Origin of the sequence: Rhodoligotrophos appendicifer (assembly GCF_007474605.1) — a bacterium.
Taxonomy (GTDB): Bacteria; Pseudomonadota; Alphaproteobacteria; order Rhizobiales; family Im1; genus Rhodoligotrophos; species Rhodoligotrophos appendicifer.
The window spans coordinates 70114-86234 of record NZ_VHKL01000005.1 but is presented as its reverse complement, the minus strand read 5'-3'; the positions used below and the strand labels follow the sequence as shown (position 1 = coordinate 86234).

At 63.9% G+C, this 16121-nt stretch carries 13 protein-coding genes; 10 read left to right on the top strand and 3 right to left on the bottom strand.

All coding sequences use genetic code 11. The features are described 5' to 3' along the window. Positions 1–201: 201 nt before the first annotated feature. Complete coding sequence (locus FKM97_RS26295) at positions 202–369, top strand: hypothetical protein (RefSeq protein WP_170240885.1); 168 nt, start codon at positions 202–204, stop codon at positions 367–369. Between the two features lie 25 nt (positions 370–394). Here FKM97_RS26295 and recQ read toward each other — a convergent pair whose 3' ends face one another. Continuing rightward, positions 395–2233 carry a DNA helicase RecQ gene (gene recQ, locus FKM97_RS12200; protein ID WP_246105056.1) on the bottom strand — a complete coding sequence of 613 codons (1839 nt, stop codon included), beginning with the start codon at positions 2231–2233 and terminating at the stop codon, positions 395–397. 164 nt (positions 2234–2397) lie between these two features. Here recQ and FKM97_RS26930 point away from each other — a divergent pair, with 164 nt between their 5' ends. The 6 genes from FKM97_RS26930 to FKM97_RS12175 all read left to right on the top strand — a co-directional run bounded on the left by FKM97_RS26930 (position 2398) and on the right by FKM97_RS12175 (position 6837). Continuing rightward, positions 2398–2526: a hypothetical protein gene (locus tag FKM97_RS26930; RefSeq protein WP_281290099.1), complete on the top strand. Its 129-nt coding sequence runs from the start codon at positions 2398–2400 to the stop codon at positions 2524–2526. Positions 2527–2530: 4 nt separating this feature from the next. Next, entirely contained in the window at positions 2531–3277 is a 747-nt protein-coding gene (gene aztA, locus FKM97_RS12195) for a zinc ABC transporter ATP-binding protein AztA (RefSeq protein ID WP_144292698.1), read from the top strand. Then, positions 3274–4143 carry a metal ABC transporter permease gene (locus FKM97_RS12190; RefSeq protein WP_144292697.1) on the top strand — a complete coding sequence of 290 codons (870 nt, stop codon included), beginning with the start codon at positions 3274–3276 and terminating at the stop codon, positions 4141–4143. The genes aztA and FKM97_RS12190 overlap by 4 nt, the downstream gene beginning before the upstream one ends. 21 nt (positions 4144–4164) lie before the next feature. Further along, positions 4165–5112, top strand: coding sequence for a metal ABC transporter substrate-binding protein (locus tag FKM97_RS12185; RefSeq protein WP_205014947.1), 948 nt, complete (start codon positions 4165–4167; stop codon positions 5110–5112). Between the two features lie 21 nt (positions 5113–5133). Then, positions 5134–6213, top strand: coding sequence for a nickel/cobalt transporter (locus FKM97_RS12180; RefSeq protein WP_144292695.1), 1080 nt, complete (start codon positions 5134–5136; stop codon positions 6211–6213). Positions 6214–6288: 75 nt separating this feature from the next. Continuing rightward, complete coding sequence (locus tag FKM97_RS12175) at positions 6289–6837, top strand: NADPH-dependent FMN reductase (RefSeq protein WP_144292694.1); 549 nt, start codon at positions 6289–6291, stop codon at positions 6835–6837. A gap of 202 nt (positions 6838–7039) precedes the next feature. Here the strand turns inward: FKM97_RS12175 and FKM97_RS12170 are convergent, their stop codons facing one another. Together FKM97_RS12170 and FKM97_RS12165 are read right to left on the bottom strand one after the other, a co-directional pair. Further along, a complete protein-coding gene (locus tag FKM97_RS12170) occupies positions 7040–8368 on the bottom strand; it encodes a winged helix-turn-helix domain-containing protein (RefSeq protein WP_144293034.1) in 1329 nt (442 codons plus the stop codon). Positions 8369–8423: 55 nt separating this feature from the next. Beyond that, entirely contained in the window at positions 8424–8903 is a 480-nt protein-coding gene (locus FKM97_RS12165) for a DUF992 domain-containing protein (protein WP_144292693.1), read from the bottom strand. A gap of 218 nt (positions 8904–9121) precedes the next feature. Here FKM97_RS12165 and pepN point away from each other — a divergent pair, with 218 nt between their 5' ends. From pepN to FKM97_RS12150, 3 genes are all read left to right on the top strand, one after another. Then, positions 9122–11773 carry an aminopeptidase N gene (gene pepN / locus FKM97_RS12160; protein ID WP_144292692.1) on the top strand — a complete coding sequence of 884 codons (2652 nt, stop codon included), beginning with the start codon at positions 9122–9124 and terminating at the stop codon, positions 11771–11773. Positions 11774–12062: 289 nt separating this feature from the next. Continuing rightward, a complete protein-coding gene (locus FKM97_RS12155; protein ID WP_144292691.1) occupies positions 12063–14393 on the top strand; it encodes a PAS domain-containing sensor histidine kinase in 2331 nt (776 codons plus the stop codon). A gap of 103 nt (positions 14394–14496) precedes the next feature. Further along, positions 14497–15990: a Do family serine endopeptidase gene (locus FKM97_RS12150; RefSeq protein WP_144292690.1), complete on the top strand. Its 1494-nt coding sequence runs from the start codon at positions 14497–14499 to the stop codon at positions 15988–15990. The last annotated feature ends 131 nt before the right edge of the window (positions 15991–16121 follow it).

Sequence of the window (16121 nt, the reverse complement as noted above, 5' to 3'; positions counted from 1 at the left end):
TCCGCGCGACCACGCGACCGGCCAGCACATTCCAACGGAACCTTCGCGCTGACAAGCCGAGAGTTCAATGCCAGCGCCGATTCAGGGAGGAAACTGGTGCCAAAACGCGACTGAATTTGCACTGCTCGCACGACGCCGATCTGCTATAAGGCGAGCGGGGTCAATCGAGCGTCGTTTGTCGAGATTCAGAAGATGCGAAGGGTGCGGCAACCAAGCACGGGACGGCGGCTTCTCGACAAGGCCGCCAACGCCACTCTCATTCTGTTGATCGTCGTGGCGGTCTCGACCTTCCTTCTTCTGGTTCTCGCTTCAACCTTCCACGGGGGCGGGCCGATCGGGGCTGCCCAGTCGCTGGAGCCCGACACGTGAGCCTGAAGGCTGAGCAGCCTGACCCTCAGCGGGCGGCGGCGATCTCCCTCAGGAACAGATCACCGAATTCCTTGACCTTCGTCTGACCCACGCCGAACACTTCGGCAAACTCTCCCGCGCTGCGCGGACGACGCTGGGCCATGTCGATGAGGCTGCGGTCGGAAAAGATCACATAGGCCGGTACGTCGCGCTCCTTGGCGAGCTTCATGCGCAAGCCCTTCAGAACGGACAGCAAATCCGCCCCGGATGCGTCCAGCACGGCAGAGGCCGCCGCCCGCTTCTCCCTCCGGGTTGGTGCAATCCGGTCGGCACGGTAGCGGAACTCTCCCTCCCCCTTCAGCAGGGCGGCTCCCGTGGCCGTCAGCCGCAATCCTCCGAAGCCTGCAATGTCGATCTCGATCACCCCCGAGGCGACCATCTGGCGGAGAATGCCCTGCCACTCCTGTTTGGTCAGATCGCGGCCGGTGCCAAAGGTCGGCAGGCTGTCATGGCCGGAGGCGGTGATCCGCTCATTGATGGCACCCCGCAAAACATCGACGATGTGGCTCGCCCCGAAGCGCTGGCCTGTGCGATAGATCGCGGACAAGGCCTTCTGCGCCAAGACCTTGCCATCGCGCGTCGGCACCGGGTCGAGGCAGTTGTCGCAATTTCCGCAAGCCTCGCTCTCCTGCCCGAAATGACGCAGGAGCACACGACGCCGACATTCGGGGGCCTCACAATAGGCGATGAGCGCATCGAGCCGCTTGTTCTCGCGGCGCTTGCGCTCATCGGAGGCCTCCTCCTGGGCGATGAAGGTACGGCGCATGCGGATGTCGTCGAGGCCATAGAGCAGAAGCGTCTCAGCCGGCTCGCCGTCGCGCCCGGCGCGGCCGATCTCCTGATAATAGGCTTCGGTGGAGCCGGGCAGATCCGTGTGCAGGACCCAGCGCACGTCCGGCTTATCGATTCCCATGCCGAAGGCGATCGTCGCGACGACGACGATGCCGGGCTCAGTCATGAACCGATTCTGCACCTGCTGCTTGTCGCGGGTGTCCATGCCGGCGTGGAAGGCCAGGGCAGTGTGGCCGTCGGCGCGGAGATCCTCGGCGACCTCCTCCGTCTTGCGCCGCGACAGGCAATAGACGATGCCGCTCGAGCCGGAACGGGCTCCGACAAAGGCGGACACCTGCTTCTTCCAGTTCGACTTCAGCAGAACCGCCAGGGACAGGTTCGGACGATCGAAGCCCGTGATCACCGTCTCCGCTTCATCGTCGAACAGCTTGGCCTTGATATCCGCCTGGGTGACCGGATCGGCCGTCGCCGTCAAGGCGATGATGGGGCGCCGGGGAAAGCGATGGCGCAGCTGGGCGAGCCCCTCATAATCGGGGCGGAAGGCCGGGCCCCATTGGGAGATACAATGAGCCTCGTCAATGGCGATCAAGCCGACATCGCATGCCTGCAACGCCGCCAGCATGCGCTCGGTCATCAGTCGTTCGGGTGACAGATAAAGCAGACGGACGCGGCCGCCCTGGACGTCCCGCCAGATGCCGACATTCTCCTCGCGGCTCTGGTCGGAATTGATCGCCGCTGCGGCAATGCCGTTCAAGCGCAGCGCCGCCACCTGATCGCGCATCAGGGCGACCAGCGGCGAGACCACGATGGTCAGGCCGCCCATCACCAGAGCCGGGAGCTGGTAGCACAGCGACTTGCCCGCGCCGGTGGGCATGACGGCGAGCACATTGTGCCCCGCCAGCACCGCGTCGATCGCCTGGCGTTGGCCGGGACGGAGGTCGGAGAACCCGAAATTCTCCCGCAGGATGGCAGAGAGTTCGGCCGATGCCCCCTCCGGCTGTCTCGCTTCTGCTTGAATCATAAGCCCGGTCATGGCCCAGCCCGGTTTGCAGCGCAAGGGGAGTTTGGAGGCGAGAGGCTTCCTCAGCCCTTGTCCCCGCTGCCGCGCAGATCAAGCTCCAGCTATGTTATAAAGTAACAAAAAACTTGCATTCCGGATGCCGGGTGGAGTATCTGAGGCCTGCACAGAGATCTGTAATGTTATATCAAAACCGCTCCACTGCCTCTTCCGCCCTGCGCAGCTCGGCGCTCGACCGATTGGCCCTCGCGCTGGCCGCCAGCGGCGTGCTCTGGGCGTTGATCGGCTGGGCCCTTGATTGGTGGTGATGCGATGACCGGGCCCGCCGTCGAACTGAAGGACCTGACCCTCGCCTATCGGCGCCATCCGGCCGTCCACCACCTGACCGGCCGTTTCGAGCCGGGATCGCTGACCGCCATCGTCGGACCCAATGGCGCAGGCAAGTCCACGCTGCTCAAGGGGCTGATCGGAGCCGTTCCCGCCTCCGCCGGTCGTATCGAGCAGATCGGCACCCATCGCCGGGACATTGCCTATCTGCCGCAGATCAGCGAGCTGGACCGCAGCTTTCCCATCACGGTGCTCGACCTCGTCGCCCTCGGAACCTGGTCCAAGACCGGCATGTTCAGGCGCATCGCAGGCCGCCCGCTCGAAAAGGTGACGGATGCGATCCAGGCGGTGGGGCTCACCGGGCTGGAAGGCCGCGTCATCGGCACGCTGTCCGGCGGTCAGCTGCAGCGGGCGCTGTTTGCCCGCATGCTGCTCCAGGAGGCGAGCCTGCTGCTGCTCGACGAGCCGTTCACCGCCATAGACGCCAAGACCACTGCCGACCTCCTGGGCCTGATCCATCGCTGGCACGGCGAGCGCCGCACCGTCATCGCCGTCCTCCACGATATGGAACTCGTGCGCGAGAACTTTCCCGAGACCCTGCTCATCGCCCGGGAGCCCATCGCCTGGGGCCCGACCGCGACCACGCTCACGCCAGAAAACCTGCTGGCTGCGCGGCGCATGGGCGAGGCTTGGGACGACACCGCGGCCTTGTGCGAACGGAAAGTCGCATGACACCGGATGCGCTGTTCGGACCCTTCGTAGAATACGGCTTCATGCGTCGGGCGCTGGTCGGCTGCGTCGCCCTGTCGCTCGGCTCGGCACCGGTGGGGGTGCTCCTCGTGTTGCGCCGCATGAGCCTGGTGGGGGATGCCATGGCGCATGCGATCCTGCCGGGTGCGGCCATCGGATTTCTGGTGGCCGGCCTCTCGCTGTTCGCCATGACCGTGGGCGGGGTCGTCACCGGGTTGGCCGTCGCCCTGCTGTCGGGGATCGTCTCGCGTCTTACGCCGCTGCGCGAGGATGCGAGCTTTGCAGCCTTCTACCTGGTCTCCCTCGGCCTGGGGGTTCTGCTCGTCTCCATCCGCGGCTCGAATGTGGATCTCCTGCATGTGCTGTTCGGTACGGTGCTCGCTCTCGACGATGCAGCCCTCCTGCTGATCGGTTCGATCACCACCATCACCATGATCGGGCTTGCGATCATCTACCGACCGCTCTTGGTGGAGTGCCTGGATCCCGGTTTCCTCAGGGTCGTCAGCGGCGCCGGTCTCGTCATCCACAGCCTGTTCCTGGCCCTCGTCGTCTTGAACCTGGTCGGCGGCTTTCATGCCCTCGGCACCCTCATGGTGGTCGGGCTGATGATGCTGCCGGCCACCGCCGCCCGCTTCTGGGCCGAGACGGTTCCGGGCCAGATGGCGGTCGCCATCCTTCTCGGCCTCATCGCGAGCGTCGCGGGGCTGCTTCTGTCCTACCACCAGGATCTGCCGGCATCGCCGGCCATCATTCTCGCCGCCGGGGTCCTCTACATCCTCTCCATCGGCTTCGGCCGCTTCGGCAGTCTTGCCGCTTCCGCCATCCGCCTCGGCCATGTCCAACGCTGACCTCATCGGGAGATGTTCATCATGACCACCCGTCGCACCCTGCTTGCCCTTGCCCTCGCCGCCGGCGTCTCAGGATTGGCAGGCACCGCCCGGGCCGAGGATCGTCCCGTGCCGGTCGTCGCGAGCTTTTCCATTCTCGGCGACATCGTCAAACAGGTGGGCGGCGCGCATGTCGCGGTCACCACGCTGGTGGGTCCGGATGGCGACGCCCATGTCTATGAGCCGACGCCGAAGGATGCCAAATCCCTGGCCAACGCCCGCCTCCTCATCGTCAACGGTCTCAATTTCGAAACCTGGTTACCCCGGCTCGTGAAATCGTCCGGCTTCAAGGGGACCGAGGTGGTCGCGTCGACCGGCGTCACCCCCCGCCAATTCAGCGAGGCTGAAGCGGAAGAGGACCATGAGGGTGATGACCATGAGCACGAGCACGATCATGGCACGGTCGATCCCCATGCCTGGCAGGACCTCGCTAATGGCGTGATCTATGTCGACAATGTCGCAAAGGCTTTGTCGAAGATCGACCCGGCCCATGCAGAGGTCTATAAGGAGAGGGCGCGCGCCTATGCGGCAGAGCTCGAAGCGATGAATGCAAAGCTGAAGCAGGAGTTCGCGGCCATCCCGGAAGCCAATCGGAAAATCGTGACCTCGCACGATGCTTTCGGCTATTTCGGCGCCGCCTACGGCATCACCTTCATCGCGCCATCGGGCGTGTCGACGGAGGCGGAAGCTTCGGCTGCGGACGTTGCGAGGATCATCGACCAGATCCGACGCGACAAGATCAAGGCGGTGTTCGTGGAAAACATCACCAACCCGAAGCTGATGGATCAGATCGCGCGCGAGACCGGCGCGCAAGTCGGCGGGCAGCTGTTTTCGGATGCGCTGTCGCCGGAAGGTGGCCCCGCCTCCAGCTATGTGGCGATGTTCAAGGCGAATGCCGAAGAGCTCACCAAGGCTCTGGCCGGCAGCTGACGATCAAGGAGATGACAAGGCATGCGAGGACTGGTTATTGCGCTCTTCTGCGCGCTATCGATGTTCCTCGCGATCCCACAAACGCAGGCTGCCCCGCTTACCTCCGAGCCGCTTGTCCTAGCACAACTCGTTCCCGCTAAGCCCTCGGAGGCGGAGGCGGCGCCCCGGCGCCTCTCTTGGTGGATGAGGGCCGAGATTTGGCTCAGGACGACGCAACAAGGCTTCTATCGCGAGCTCACCGTCTCGCTGAAGTCGCTGAAGGAGAACTGGAGCGTGGCGGCGGGCTCCAGCCTGGCGCTGGTGAGTTTCCTCTACGGGATCTTTCATGCCGCCGGACCGGGCCACGGCAAGGCCGTCATCTCCGCCTATCTGTTGGCCAATGAACAGCAGCTCAAGCGCGGCATCCAGCTGGCCTTCCTGAGCTCCCTGTTTCAGGCGCTGTCCGCCATCATCCTGGTTTCAATCGTCCTCCTGCTGGCCCGGGCCGCCTTCGGGACCACGCGGATCATGGGCTATTATCTCGAGCTCGCGAGCTATGCGCTCGTCGTAGTCATGGGCGCCTTGATCCTCTGGCGCGCCATCAGGCGGCTGTCCGAGACACCCCGACCTGCTCTGGCCGCGGCAACGGTCGGTCAGGGCGGCCATCATCACGATCATCACGATCATCACGCCGGCCATCATCATCACGATGATCATGGCCATGGCGACGACTGCGGCTGCGGGCACGAGCATCTGCCGGGTCCGCAAGCCACCGAGGGCGACTGGTCGCTGCGGCGCGCGCTGGCCATCAGCTTCGCCGTGGGCATCCGACCCTGTTCGGGCGCCTTGATCGTCCTCATCTTCGCCAGCGGTGCCGACATCTATCTCGCCGGAATCGCCGCGACTTTCGCCATGGCGCTGGGCACCGCGATCACCGTCACCGCCATCGCCATGCTCGCAGTGGGTTCGCGCAACCTGGCCACCAAGCTGTCCAGCGGTTCGGCCCGCGCCTATACTGCCATGACCTCCAGCCTCGCCATCCTTGGCGGTCTCGCCCTCGTGCTCATCGGGGTCGTCCTGTTCGCCGAGACCATCACCACGCCGATGAACCCCCTGCTGTGACGCTGCCGGCTTGCGCTGCATGCGGCGCAACCCTTAGATTGCCCCCCTCTAGCATTCACCAGGAACGGAGTTGCAATGACGAATGTCGCCGTTTTCGTCGGATCCTTGCGAAAGGCCTCGATCAACCACAAGCTCGCCTTGGCGTTGGCCAAGCTCGCATCCCCGGAGACGCAGTTCCGCATCGTCGAGCTCGGGGATGTGCCCATGTTCAATCAAGACTTGGAGGCCGATCTCCCCGCGCCCGTCGTCCGGATGAAACAGGAAATCGCGTCAGCCGATGGAGTGCTTTTGGTCACGCCGGAATATAATCGATCGTTCACGCCGGTTTTGAAGAACGCCCTCGATTGGGGGAGCCGGCCCTATGGCCACAATATCTGGAAGGGAAAGCCGGTCGCCATGGTCGGCACCAGCGGATCCAGCGTCGGGACGGCTGCCGCACAGGCTGCCTTGCGGCCGATCCTGCCGATCCTGCACATGCACCTGTTGTCGCAACCTGAGGTCTATCTCGTCTGGAAGGAGGGTCTCGTGGATGCCGACCACACCGTTACTGACGAGGGTACGAGGAAATTTCTCGCCAATTTTGTTGAGAAGTTTGAAGGCTGGGCCAAACAATTCAAGATCTAATAAACAAGGCGCCTCGTGGGCGCCTTGTTTATTAGTATAGACTTCTAAAAGCTGACAACACCGAAGAGCATCAACAATATTACAAGGCCAAGAGGCACCCCAAGCCACCACAGTAGAACTGGCATCTCTTTCTCCTATCTTGGACACGATTGACTTGCCAATTAAACAGTTGGATTGGAAAAAAGTTCCGCCAAAATGATCATCACGCGCGGGGCGTCCCCTTGAGGTCCGCTTCGTCGCCGAAACCCTCCTCCTGGCCAAGGGGTGACGCCCCGCCCCCTGGCTCAGCGGGGACAAACGCTGTCGCCCGGCCCAGAGAGGTCCGCAATCCCTCCGCCAGCTCACCCTCGCGGCTGACGACGACCTCGGACAGGCCGAGCCAAGATGACAGGCGGCGCAGTTCGACGGCCAATGGGGCGAGGACCTCGTCGGCACTCACGTCCTCCTCGCAATGGACCCCCTGCACCCTGAGGCTTGAGAGAGCGCGATCCGATTTGAGGTCGACGCGCGCCACCAGACGGTCACCCAGGAGAAAGGGCAGGACATAATAGCCGTGAATTCGCTTTTCGGCGGGCGTGTAGATTTCCAGGCGATAATGAAAATCGAACAGGCGGTGGGCGCGATCGCGATGCCAGACGAGGCTGTCGAAGGGGGTCAGCAAAGCTTGGGCCCGGATCTTGCGCGGGATGCGGGCATCCTTGTGAAGATAAGCGGGATCACGCCAGCCCTTCACTTCCACCGGCTGGAGCACCCCCTCCTCAACAAGCTCGAGCAGGCGCAGTTTCGTCTCAGTGGTGTCGAGCCTGAAATAGTCGCGCAGATCCCGCTCCGTCGCGATCCCCATGGCGCGCGCCGAGATTTCGAGCAGGCCCCGTTGGGCGGCCGCCGCCGACGGCACGGGCAGCGACAGGATGTCGGCGGGGATGACGCGCTCGGTCAGGTCATAAAGGCGCTCGAAGTTGCGGCGGGCCGCCGTGGTGATCCGGCCCGACCAGAACAGAAACTCCAGCGCCTTCTTGCCGTCGCTCCAGCCCCACCAGCCGCCCTCGCCGCGGCTCTCGTCGGAGAGCTCGCCGCCGCCCAAGGGGCCGCGCTGAGCCACCTCCTCATAGACCTGTTCGATATAGGCGGCCTTTTCCCCTGCAAAGCGCGCGAGACCACCATAGATGCCGCGCCCCTCGGCCGCCCGGGCCATGCGCCAGCGCATCAGAGGATAGAGATGCAGCGGTATGAGGGATGCTTCATGACCCCAATATTCGAAGAGCTGCCGCCGCCTTCCGTAAGCGAGATCTTCGAGCAGCTTCGGCTGGTAGGGTCCGAGACGCGAAAAGCCGGGCAGGAAGTGCGACCGGACCAAGACGTTGACGCTGTCGATCTGGATCAGCCCGACGTGATCGAACACGCGCAGCAGGTCGCGGCGGGCAATGTCGCGCGCCGGGAGGGGCCGCGCAAACCCCTGCGCCGCCAAGGCGATGCGCCGGGCCTGGGCCTGCGTCAGGCGAGTGGTTGGGGGCAAGGACGGATCAGACATAGGAATGGGGACCAGCATCGCTGATCCCCATTCCTCGTCAAGCGCGATTTGCTGATTACTGGGCGAGCTGCAGGGTGATCGAGGTCACGCCCGCTGCAACGTTCAGTCCGCTCTGAGCCTGGACGCTGACCGGCTGCAGCGCGATGGACTGGTTGGAGCCGCCAAGCAAGACGTTGGCACCAAGGCCGGCGCCGACCGTCGCCTCACCAGAAACACCAGAATAGGTCCCTGCGAGAGCGCCCGGGCCCATGTTCGAGGTGGGCGACAGGACGCCCCAGGCGATCACGGAGGCGGCGGTGAAGCCGAGATCAACGCCGAACTTGTCGATGGATCCGGTATAGACCTCCCGGAAGCCCTGACCTTCAAAGGTGCAGGTCAGCGCCTTGGAGGATCCGAAAATGAAACCGGCGCCACCGGCGACCTGACAGGTCAGCATGCCCGCCTCGACGCGGTTCTGGGCCTGCGCGGAATAGCCCGCCAAGAGGAGCGGTGCGGCCATGGCGGCAGCGATAGTCAAGGTGCGAAGTCCAGTCATCAAAATACTCCAGTTGCGAGGACCCGCGACAGGGCGGGCCAAATGAATGCCGAGCCAACTCGGAACCGCGCCGCGTCGCGCGCCGCTCTGTGGTCGACTGTCAACGGATGGAGGGGGATTTGGTTGCAGCCCTGGCATCCGCCGCCCTCCTCGATGCGCCCCTATGGACAGAAACGTATTGTGCCTGTTAACTCGCGCGTCTTTGACACCCGCTCCGAGTGGAGGATGCCACGCGCACCGAAACGCCGCCGACGACCCGGCTCGTTGATTACCGGCCCTCGGCCTATCTGATCGACACCGTCTTTCTCGACCTCCGTCTGGCACCGAGGGAAACCATCGTCCGGTCGCGCCTTGAGATGCGGCCCAATCCGGCCGTCCCGGCCTCCGGCGCGTCGCTGACGCTGGATGGCGAGGCCCTGACCCTGAGGTCGTTGCACCTGGATGGCGCAGCTCTGGATGCTCATGCCTACACCGTCACCGGCGAGCATCTGACCCTGCACCAGGCCCCCGTCAGACCCTTCGTGCTGGAGATCGAGACCAGCTGCGATCCGGAAGCGAATACCGAACTGTCGGGGCTCTACCGCTCCAACGGCATCTACTGCACCCAATGCGAGGCAGAAGGTTTTCGGCGCATCACCTATTATCTCGATCGGCCGGATGTGCTCGCCGTGTTCACGACAAGGATCGAGGGCGCGCGCGATGAGACCCCGATCCTGCTCGGCAATGGAAATCCGAAAGAGAGCGGCCGTGCTGCCAACGGACACCACTTCGCGATCTGGCACGATCCTTTCCCCAAGCCCTGCTATCTCTTCGCCATGGTGGCTGGCGACCTCGCTTGCGTGGACGATCGCTTCACCACCGCCTCAGGCCGTGACGTCGCCCTGCGCATCTATGTGGAGCCCGGCAAGGAGGACCGCTGCGGCTGGGCCATGGACAGCCTGAAACGGTCCATGCGCTGGGATGAAGAGGCCTTCGGGCGCGAATATGATCTCGACATCTTCATGATCGTGGCCGTCTCGGACTTCAACATGGGGGCCATGGAGAACAAGGGCCTGAACGTCTTCAACGACAAATATGTGCTCGCCCGGCCCGATACGGCAACGGATGCTGACTACGCCAATATCGAAAGCATCATCGCGCACGAGTATTTCCACAACTGGACAGGAAACCGGATCACCTGCCGAGACTGGTTCCAATTGTGCCTGAAGGAAGGTCTCACTGTCTTCCGGGATCAGGAGTTCACGACCGACATCCGCTCCGGCACGGTCAAGCGCATCGCCGATGTGCGCCTGCTGCGCACCCAGCAGTTCCCCGAGGATGCGGGCCCCCTCGCCCACCCCGTCCGGCCTGAAAAATATATCGAAATCAACAACTTCTACACGGCGACCGTCTATGAAAAGGGCGCCGAGCTGGTCCGCATGATGCGCAGCCTCATCGGTCGGCGCGCCTTCCGGGCTGCGATGGATCTCTATTTCGAGCGCCATGACGGCGAGGCGGCCACCATCGAACAGTTCCTGCGCTGCATGGAGGATGCCTCGGGACGCGAGCTGGGGTCGTTCCTGCGCTGGTACAACCAGGCCGGCACGCCCCTGGTGACGGTCACCACGGCCTATGACGCTCCATCGCAGACGCTGGAGCTGCGCGCCGAGCAGACCACTCCGCCGACGCCAGGACAGCCCTCGAAAGCGCCGCTCATCATTCCGATCGCCTTCGCCCTCGTCGGTTCGAAAGGCGATCTGCCGGTCACCAACGCCGACGGTACCCCGGCGCCTGAGATCCTCGAACTGACGCAAGCGTCCCAAGTCTGGCGCCTCCACGAGGTCACCGAGCGACCCGTGCTGTCCATCAATCGCGGCTTCTCCGCGCCCATTCGGCTGAATGCCAGCCTGTCGGATGCCGATCGGCTGTTCCTGATGGGCCACGATAGCGATGCCTTCAATCGTTGGGAGGCCGGGCAGATCTACGCCAAGGCCCTGCTGGTGAAGCTGACCCGGGCCCTGGTCGAGGGCCGGCGGCTGTGGGAGGACCCTGCCTATTCGGAGGCGTTGCGCAGTTCGCTCCTGGACGATCGTCTCAGCCCGGCCTTGCGCGCCGAGCTCCTGACCCTGCCGACGGAAGGCGACCTCGCCAGCGAAATCGGCACCAGCATCGAGCCCGACGCGATCCATCTCGCACGCCGCCATCTCAGTGCCTATATCGGCCGCAGCCTGAGGGATGAGCTGCGCCAGGCCTATCACCGACACGCCGTTCCTGGGCCCTATTCTCCCGACCCCGCCAGCGCCGGGAACAGGGCCCTGAGGGCCTGCGCGCTCACTCTGCTTGCGGCAGCCGATGCCGCGTCGGGCGCCCAGCTTGCCTGGGCCCAGTTCGCTGCAGCGGAGAACATGACGGAGACCTTCTCGGCGCTCGCCACCCTGGCCCGACTGGACCGGCCGGAGCGCGATGCCGCACTCGAGCAGTTCTATGAACGGGCCAAGAGCGATCCGCTGCTCGTGGACAAGTGGCTCGCCCTGCAGGCGGTCGGGCCATTCCCCTCGACCCTCGACCGGGTCCGCACTCTGATGGGGCATCCCGAATTCTCCCTGAAGAAGCCGAACAAGGTGCGGGCGCTGATCGGCAGCTTCGCAGCGCTCAATCCGGTCGCCTTCAACGATCGCTCCGGCCGAGGCTATGTTCTGCTCGCCGACCTGCTGTTGGCGCTCGATCCGGTCAATCCGCAAGTCGCCGCAAGGCTTGCCGGCAACTTCAAGAGCTGGCGCATGCTGGAGCCGAACCGCCAGGCGCTCGCCCGGCGCCAAATCGAGCGCGTGCGGGCCGGCGACAGCCTCTCGCGTGACCTTGTGGAAATCGTCGGGACCATCCTCGCGTAAATTTTCCACCCAGATCGAGCAATTTTTACCGAGTTTCGTCACTGCATATTATCAGTGCACGGTCTAACGAGATTGCGGCGGGCGCCTTATCCTGCGATCCTCGGCCGGGAACATCGCTCCCCAGGCAGGCACGCGAAACCAGGCGGAGAGACACGCATAGAGGGCAGAGTCTTGTCTGCACACCAGCACTGGACAAACGACCCGCATTTCGAATCAATAGGACTACTGATTCGGGAGCTTGGCGCCCAAGGCGCGCGGGGCCGTTCGGGACGGCGGTGGGGATCCGACCTTGGCTAAGGCGCATATAGGGGAGCTATTTGCAAAGGAGCGCGTCCTGCGCCTACCCTTTGCTGCGCGCGGCCTGACGCATCTCGGAATCTCGGAATGCGCGCTCCGGATCCTGGTGACCAGCCTGATCGGCCTCTTCCTGATCACCTTGGGTGGCGCGATCGCAGCGCATCTGCTGGACGCGCGACAGACCTCCGTCACCGAGCATAAGAGGGCCTCGATCCTGCAGGCCGATCTGCTGCAATCGCTGTTGCAGCCGATGCTCACGGACGAGCTGAAAAAGAGCGGCATGGCGCGGCGGCTCGGCGAGGGCGACCTCAATCGCTATTTGTCCGACTATGCGGCCACCGAGGGCCGGATCTTCGCCTTGGCCAATGGCGATGGGGTGATCGATGCGATCCTGCCCGAAATCAACTCGCTGAAAGGCCGGCGGCTCTCGGACATCTTCCCGATGACCGCGCTCTACATGTCCGGCAATGTCGGCGACGACATGACATCGGTCACGATGCCCGGCGGCGAAGAGGTCTTCGTCACCTTCCGCGATCTCGATCCCTATCCTGCCTCCCTCGCCGTGATCCAGTCGCGCGATGCGATGCTGTCGGGCTGGTATACGAGCACCATCCGCCTCGTGACCCTGTTCGTGGCCACCGTCGCGGTGGTGGCGCTGATCGGGGCTGCCTTCCACTGGCAGTCGGCACGCGCCACAGAGGCAGACAATACGCTCGCCACCGCCACAGAACGGCTCGACAAAGCGCTCGACCGGGCCCGATGCGGCCTGTGGGACTGGAACATCGCGCGCGGCCACATCTTCTGGTCACGCTCCATGTTCGACATTTTGGGGCTCGAAACCGGCGGCGAACTCCTCTCCTACGCCACCGTCGCCGACCGTCTGCATCCGGACGACCGTCAGATGGACCGCCTGGTCGACGATCTCCTGCGCTCAGGCCGCAAAGCGGTGGACCAGGAGTTCCGGATGCGCCACGCCGATGGGCATTGGGTGTGGCTCCGGGTCCGGGCGGAGCTTGCCCAATCGCCCGGCGAGGTGGGGCCCCACCTCATCGGCATCGCCATCGACATCACGGAGCAGAAGCTCGCGGACCGGCTGAACCAGGAGGCCGAACTCAGACTGCGCGACGCGATCGAGAACATCTCCGAAGCCTTCGTGCTGTGGGACTCGGACAACCGCCTGGTGATGTGCAACAGCAAATATCAGCAGTTTCACAACCTGCCGGCCAGCGTCTGCAGCTCGGGAACGCCCTATGAAGAGGTCGCAAAGGCCGCCAAGGAACCGGTGGTGCGGCAGCGCCTACCGGTGGGCAACATCGATCCCGGCGAGGGTAATACGTTTGAGGTGCAGCTTGAGGACAGCCGTTGGCTGCAGATCAACGAGCGTCGCACCAAGGATGGCGGCTTCGTCTCGGTCGGCACCGACATCTCCTCGCTCAAGCAGCACGAAGAGCGGTTGATGGACAGCGAGCGTGAGCTCATGAACACCGTGCGTGACTTGCAGAAGTCGCGGCTCACTTTGGAGCAGCAATCGCAGCGGCTCGCCGATCTCGCCGAGAAATATGCCCAAGAGAAAACCCGCGCCGAAGCGGCCAACCGTTCCAAGTCGGAATTCCTGGCGAATATGAGCCACGAACTCCGGACGCCGCTGAACGCCATCATCGGCTTCAGCGAGGTGATGGAGCAGCAGATGCTCGGGCCCATCGGCACCGAGCGCTACACGGAATATGCCAGCGATATCCACCGCAGCGGTCAGTACCTGCTGGACGTGATCAGCGACATCCTCGACATGTCGAAGATCGAGGCTGGGCGCATGCAGCTCGAGATCAAGGAAATCGACGTCGTCGGGGTGGTGGAGGAATCGCTGCGCATCATCTCCGCGCGCGCCGCCGAAGAGAATGTCGAGATCGTCCGCCAGCTGCCCAGCCGCCTGCCGACCTTTGGCGACAAGCGCGCGCTGAAGCAGGTGGTCATCAACCTGCTGGCCAACGCCGTCAAATTCACTCCCGCCGGTGGCCGGGTGACGGTGACATCGGAGGAGCGCGGCGAGCACGTCGCCATCATCATCGCCGATACCGGTATCGGCATTCCGCGCAAGGCGATCGACAAGCTCGGCCGACCCTTCGAGCAGGTGGAGAACCAGCTCACGAAGACAAAGAGCGGCTCAGGACTGGGCCTCGCCATCTCCAAGTCGCTGATCGAGCTGCATGACGGCCAGATTCGCATCGAAAGCACCGAGGGCAAGGGCACGACGGTCACCGTGCTGCTTCCGCATCCCAGGGCAATGGCGGCTCACATGAGCTTTCGCGCCCATGGCGCCGCCTAATTTCCCCACCTTAACAAAGTTTAATGCTGCCGAAAGGTGCCGGTAAGACAGGGAGCACATCTTCACGCCGAAGACACACTCACCGACGGCGGAGATGAAGAGTATGAATCCCACGAAGACCCCACCGCGCAAGCGTACGGTATACATGGCCCTCGGCGCGGCAGCGCTGCTTGGCGCCTCGGCGCTCAGCGGGCCGGTGATCGAGTATGCCCGCGCAGATAATCTGACGAACCAGGTCACGCGTCAGCACGCCCCCTCGGAAGGCTTTGCCGACATCGTCGAGAAGGTCATGCCGGCCGTGGTCAGCGTGAAAGTCGAGAGCCATGACAAAGTGGCATCGGCCTCCGATGACGGCGACCAGGGCATTCCCGGCATGCCCAATATCCCCAAGGACAGCCCGCTGTTCGATTTCTTCAAGAACATGCCGCAATTCCGCGACCAGCAGCGCTCCCCCGGCCAGGAACGGGTCGGCCTCGGTTCCGGCTTCATCATTTCGGCGGATGGCTACGTCGTCACCAATAACCACGTGGTCGACAAAGCCGACACCGTCGTCGTGACCACCACCGACGGCAAGGAATATTCCGGCAAGGTCGTCGGTACGGACCCGAAGACGGATCTGGCGGTCATCAAGATCGAAGGCGATCACAATTTCTCCTATGTCACCTTCGCCAAAGAGGAAGCGCGCGTCGGCGACTGGGTGGTCGCGGTGGGCAATCCCTTCGGCCTCGGCGGCACCGTGACGACGGGCATCATCTCGGCCCGCGGCCGCGAGATCGGCGCCGGTCCCTATGACGACTTCCTGCAGATCGACGCCCCGATCAACCGCGGCAATTCCGGTGGTCCTTCCTTCAATCTCAAAGGTGAAGTGGTCGGCGTGAACTCCGCCATCTACTCGCCTTCCGGCGGCAGCGTCGGCATCGGCTTTGCGATCCCGTCGAGCCTGGCCACCAATGTGGTCGAGAGCCTGATCAAGAATGGCGAGGTCACCCGCGGCTGGCTCGGCGTGGCCATCCAACCCGTCAACCAGGAGATCGCCGACAGCATCGGAGCCAAGAGCACGCAAGGCGCCCTGGTGACCCAGGTCACCGCGGATTCACCCGCCTCGAAGGCGGGGTTCAAAACCGGCGACATGATCGTCAGCGTCGATGGCGAGCCGGTGAAGAATCCTCGCGATCTGTCCCGCAAGATCGCCGGCATCGAGCCGGGTGAGAAGGCGGAGCTCGGCGTGCTGCGCAGCGGTAAGGAGGAGACCATCACCGTCGCCATCGCCGCTATGCAAGCGGAGAAGCAGATGGCATCCGCGGAGCCGCAGGATCCCGAGAAGGGGACCAGCCTCAGCAGCCTCGGCCTCAGCGTGGCGCCGTCCGACGATGGTGATGGCGTGACCATCACCAGTGTCGATCCTGCCGGCAAGGCAGCCCGGACCGGTCTGCAACAGGGCGATCGCATCGTCGAAGCGGCCGGTGCCACGATCAAGTCTCCGGCCGACCTGCGCAAGACGATCGATGGTGTCAGCAAGGAGAAGAAGTCCGTGCTGATGCTGGTTCGCCGCGGCGACAATCAGATGTTCGTGGCGATCCCCATCACCAAGAGCTGAGATCGTCCGACACGATAGCGTAGATCCCGGCCCCGCACCGGGATCTGCCGCCGCACGGGACAGATCGATCAACGGTTCCCCCGACAGATCGTGTTCCGTGCGGCACTCTTTCCTGCAGCCGCCCCCCGTCA

Coding starts and splice junctions, on each gene's coding strand:
- FKM97_RS26930 (WP_281290099.1), top strand. CDS start 2,398: ATGTTATATCAAAACCGCTCCACTGCCTCTTCCGCCCTGCGCAGCTCG.
- aztA (WP_144292698.1), top strand. CDS start 2,531: ATGACCGGGCCCGCCGTCGAACTGAAGGACCTGACCCTCGCCTATCGG.
- recQ (WP_246105056.1), bottom strand. CDS start 2,233: ATGACCGGGCTTATGATTCAAGCAGAAGCGAGACAGCCGGAGGGGGCA.
- FKM97_RS12170 (WP_144293034.1), bottom strand. CDS start 8,368: ATGTCTGATCCGTCCTTGCCCCCAACCACTCGCCTGACGCAGGCCCAG.
- FKM97_RS12185 (WP_205014947.1), top strand. CDS start 4,165: ATGACCACCCGTCGCACCCTGCTTGCCCTTGCCCTCGCCGCCGGCGTC.
- FKM97_RS12190 (WP_144292697.1), top strand. CDS start 3,274: ATGACACCGGATGCGCTGTTCGGACCCTTCGTAGAATACGGCTTCATG.
- FKM97_RS12175 (WP_144292694.1), top strand. CDS start 6,289: ATGACGAATGTCGCCGTTTTCGTCGGATCCTTGCGAAAGGCCTCGATC.
- FKM97_RS12165 (WP_144292693.1), bottom strand. CDS start 8,903: ATGACTGGACTTCGCACCTTGACTATCGCTGCCGCCATGGCCGCACCG.
- FKM97_RS12180 (WP_144292695.1), top strand. CDS start 5,134: ATGCGAGGACTGGTTATTGCGCTCTTCTGCGCGCTATCGATGTTCCTC.
- FKM97_RS12150 (WP_144292690.1), top strand. CDS start 14,497: ATGAATCCCACGAAGACCCCACCGCGCAAGCGTACGGTATACATGGCC.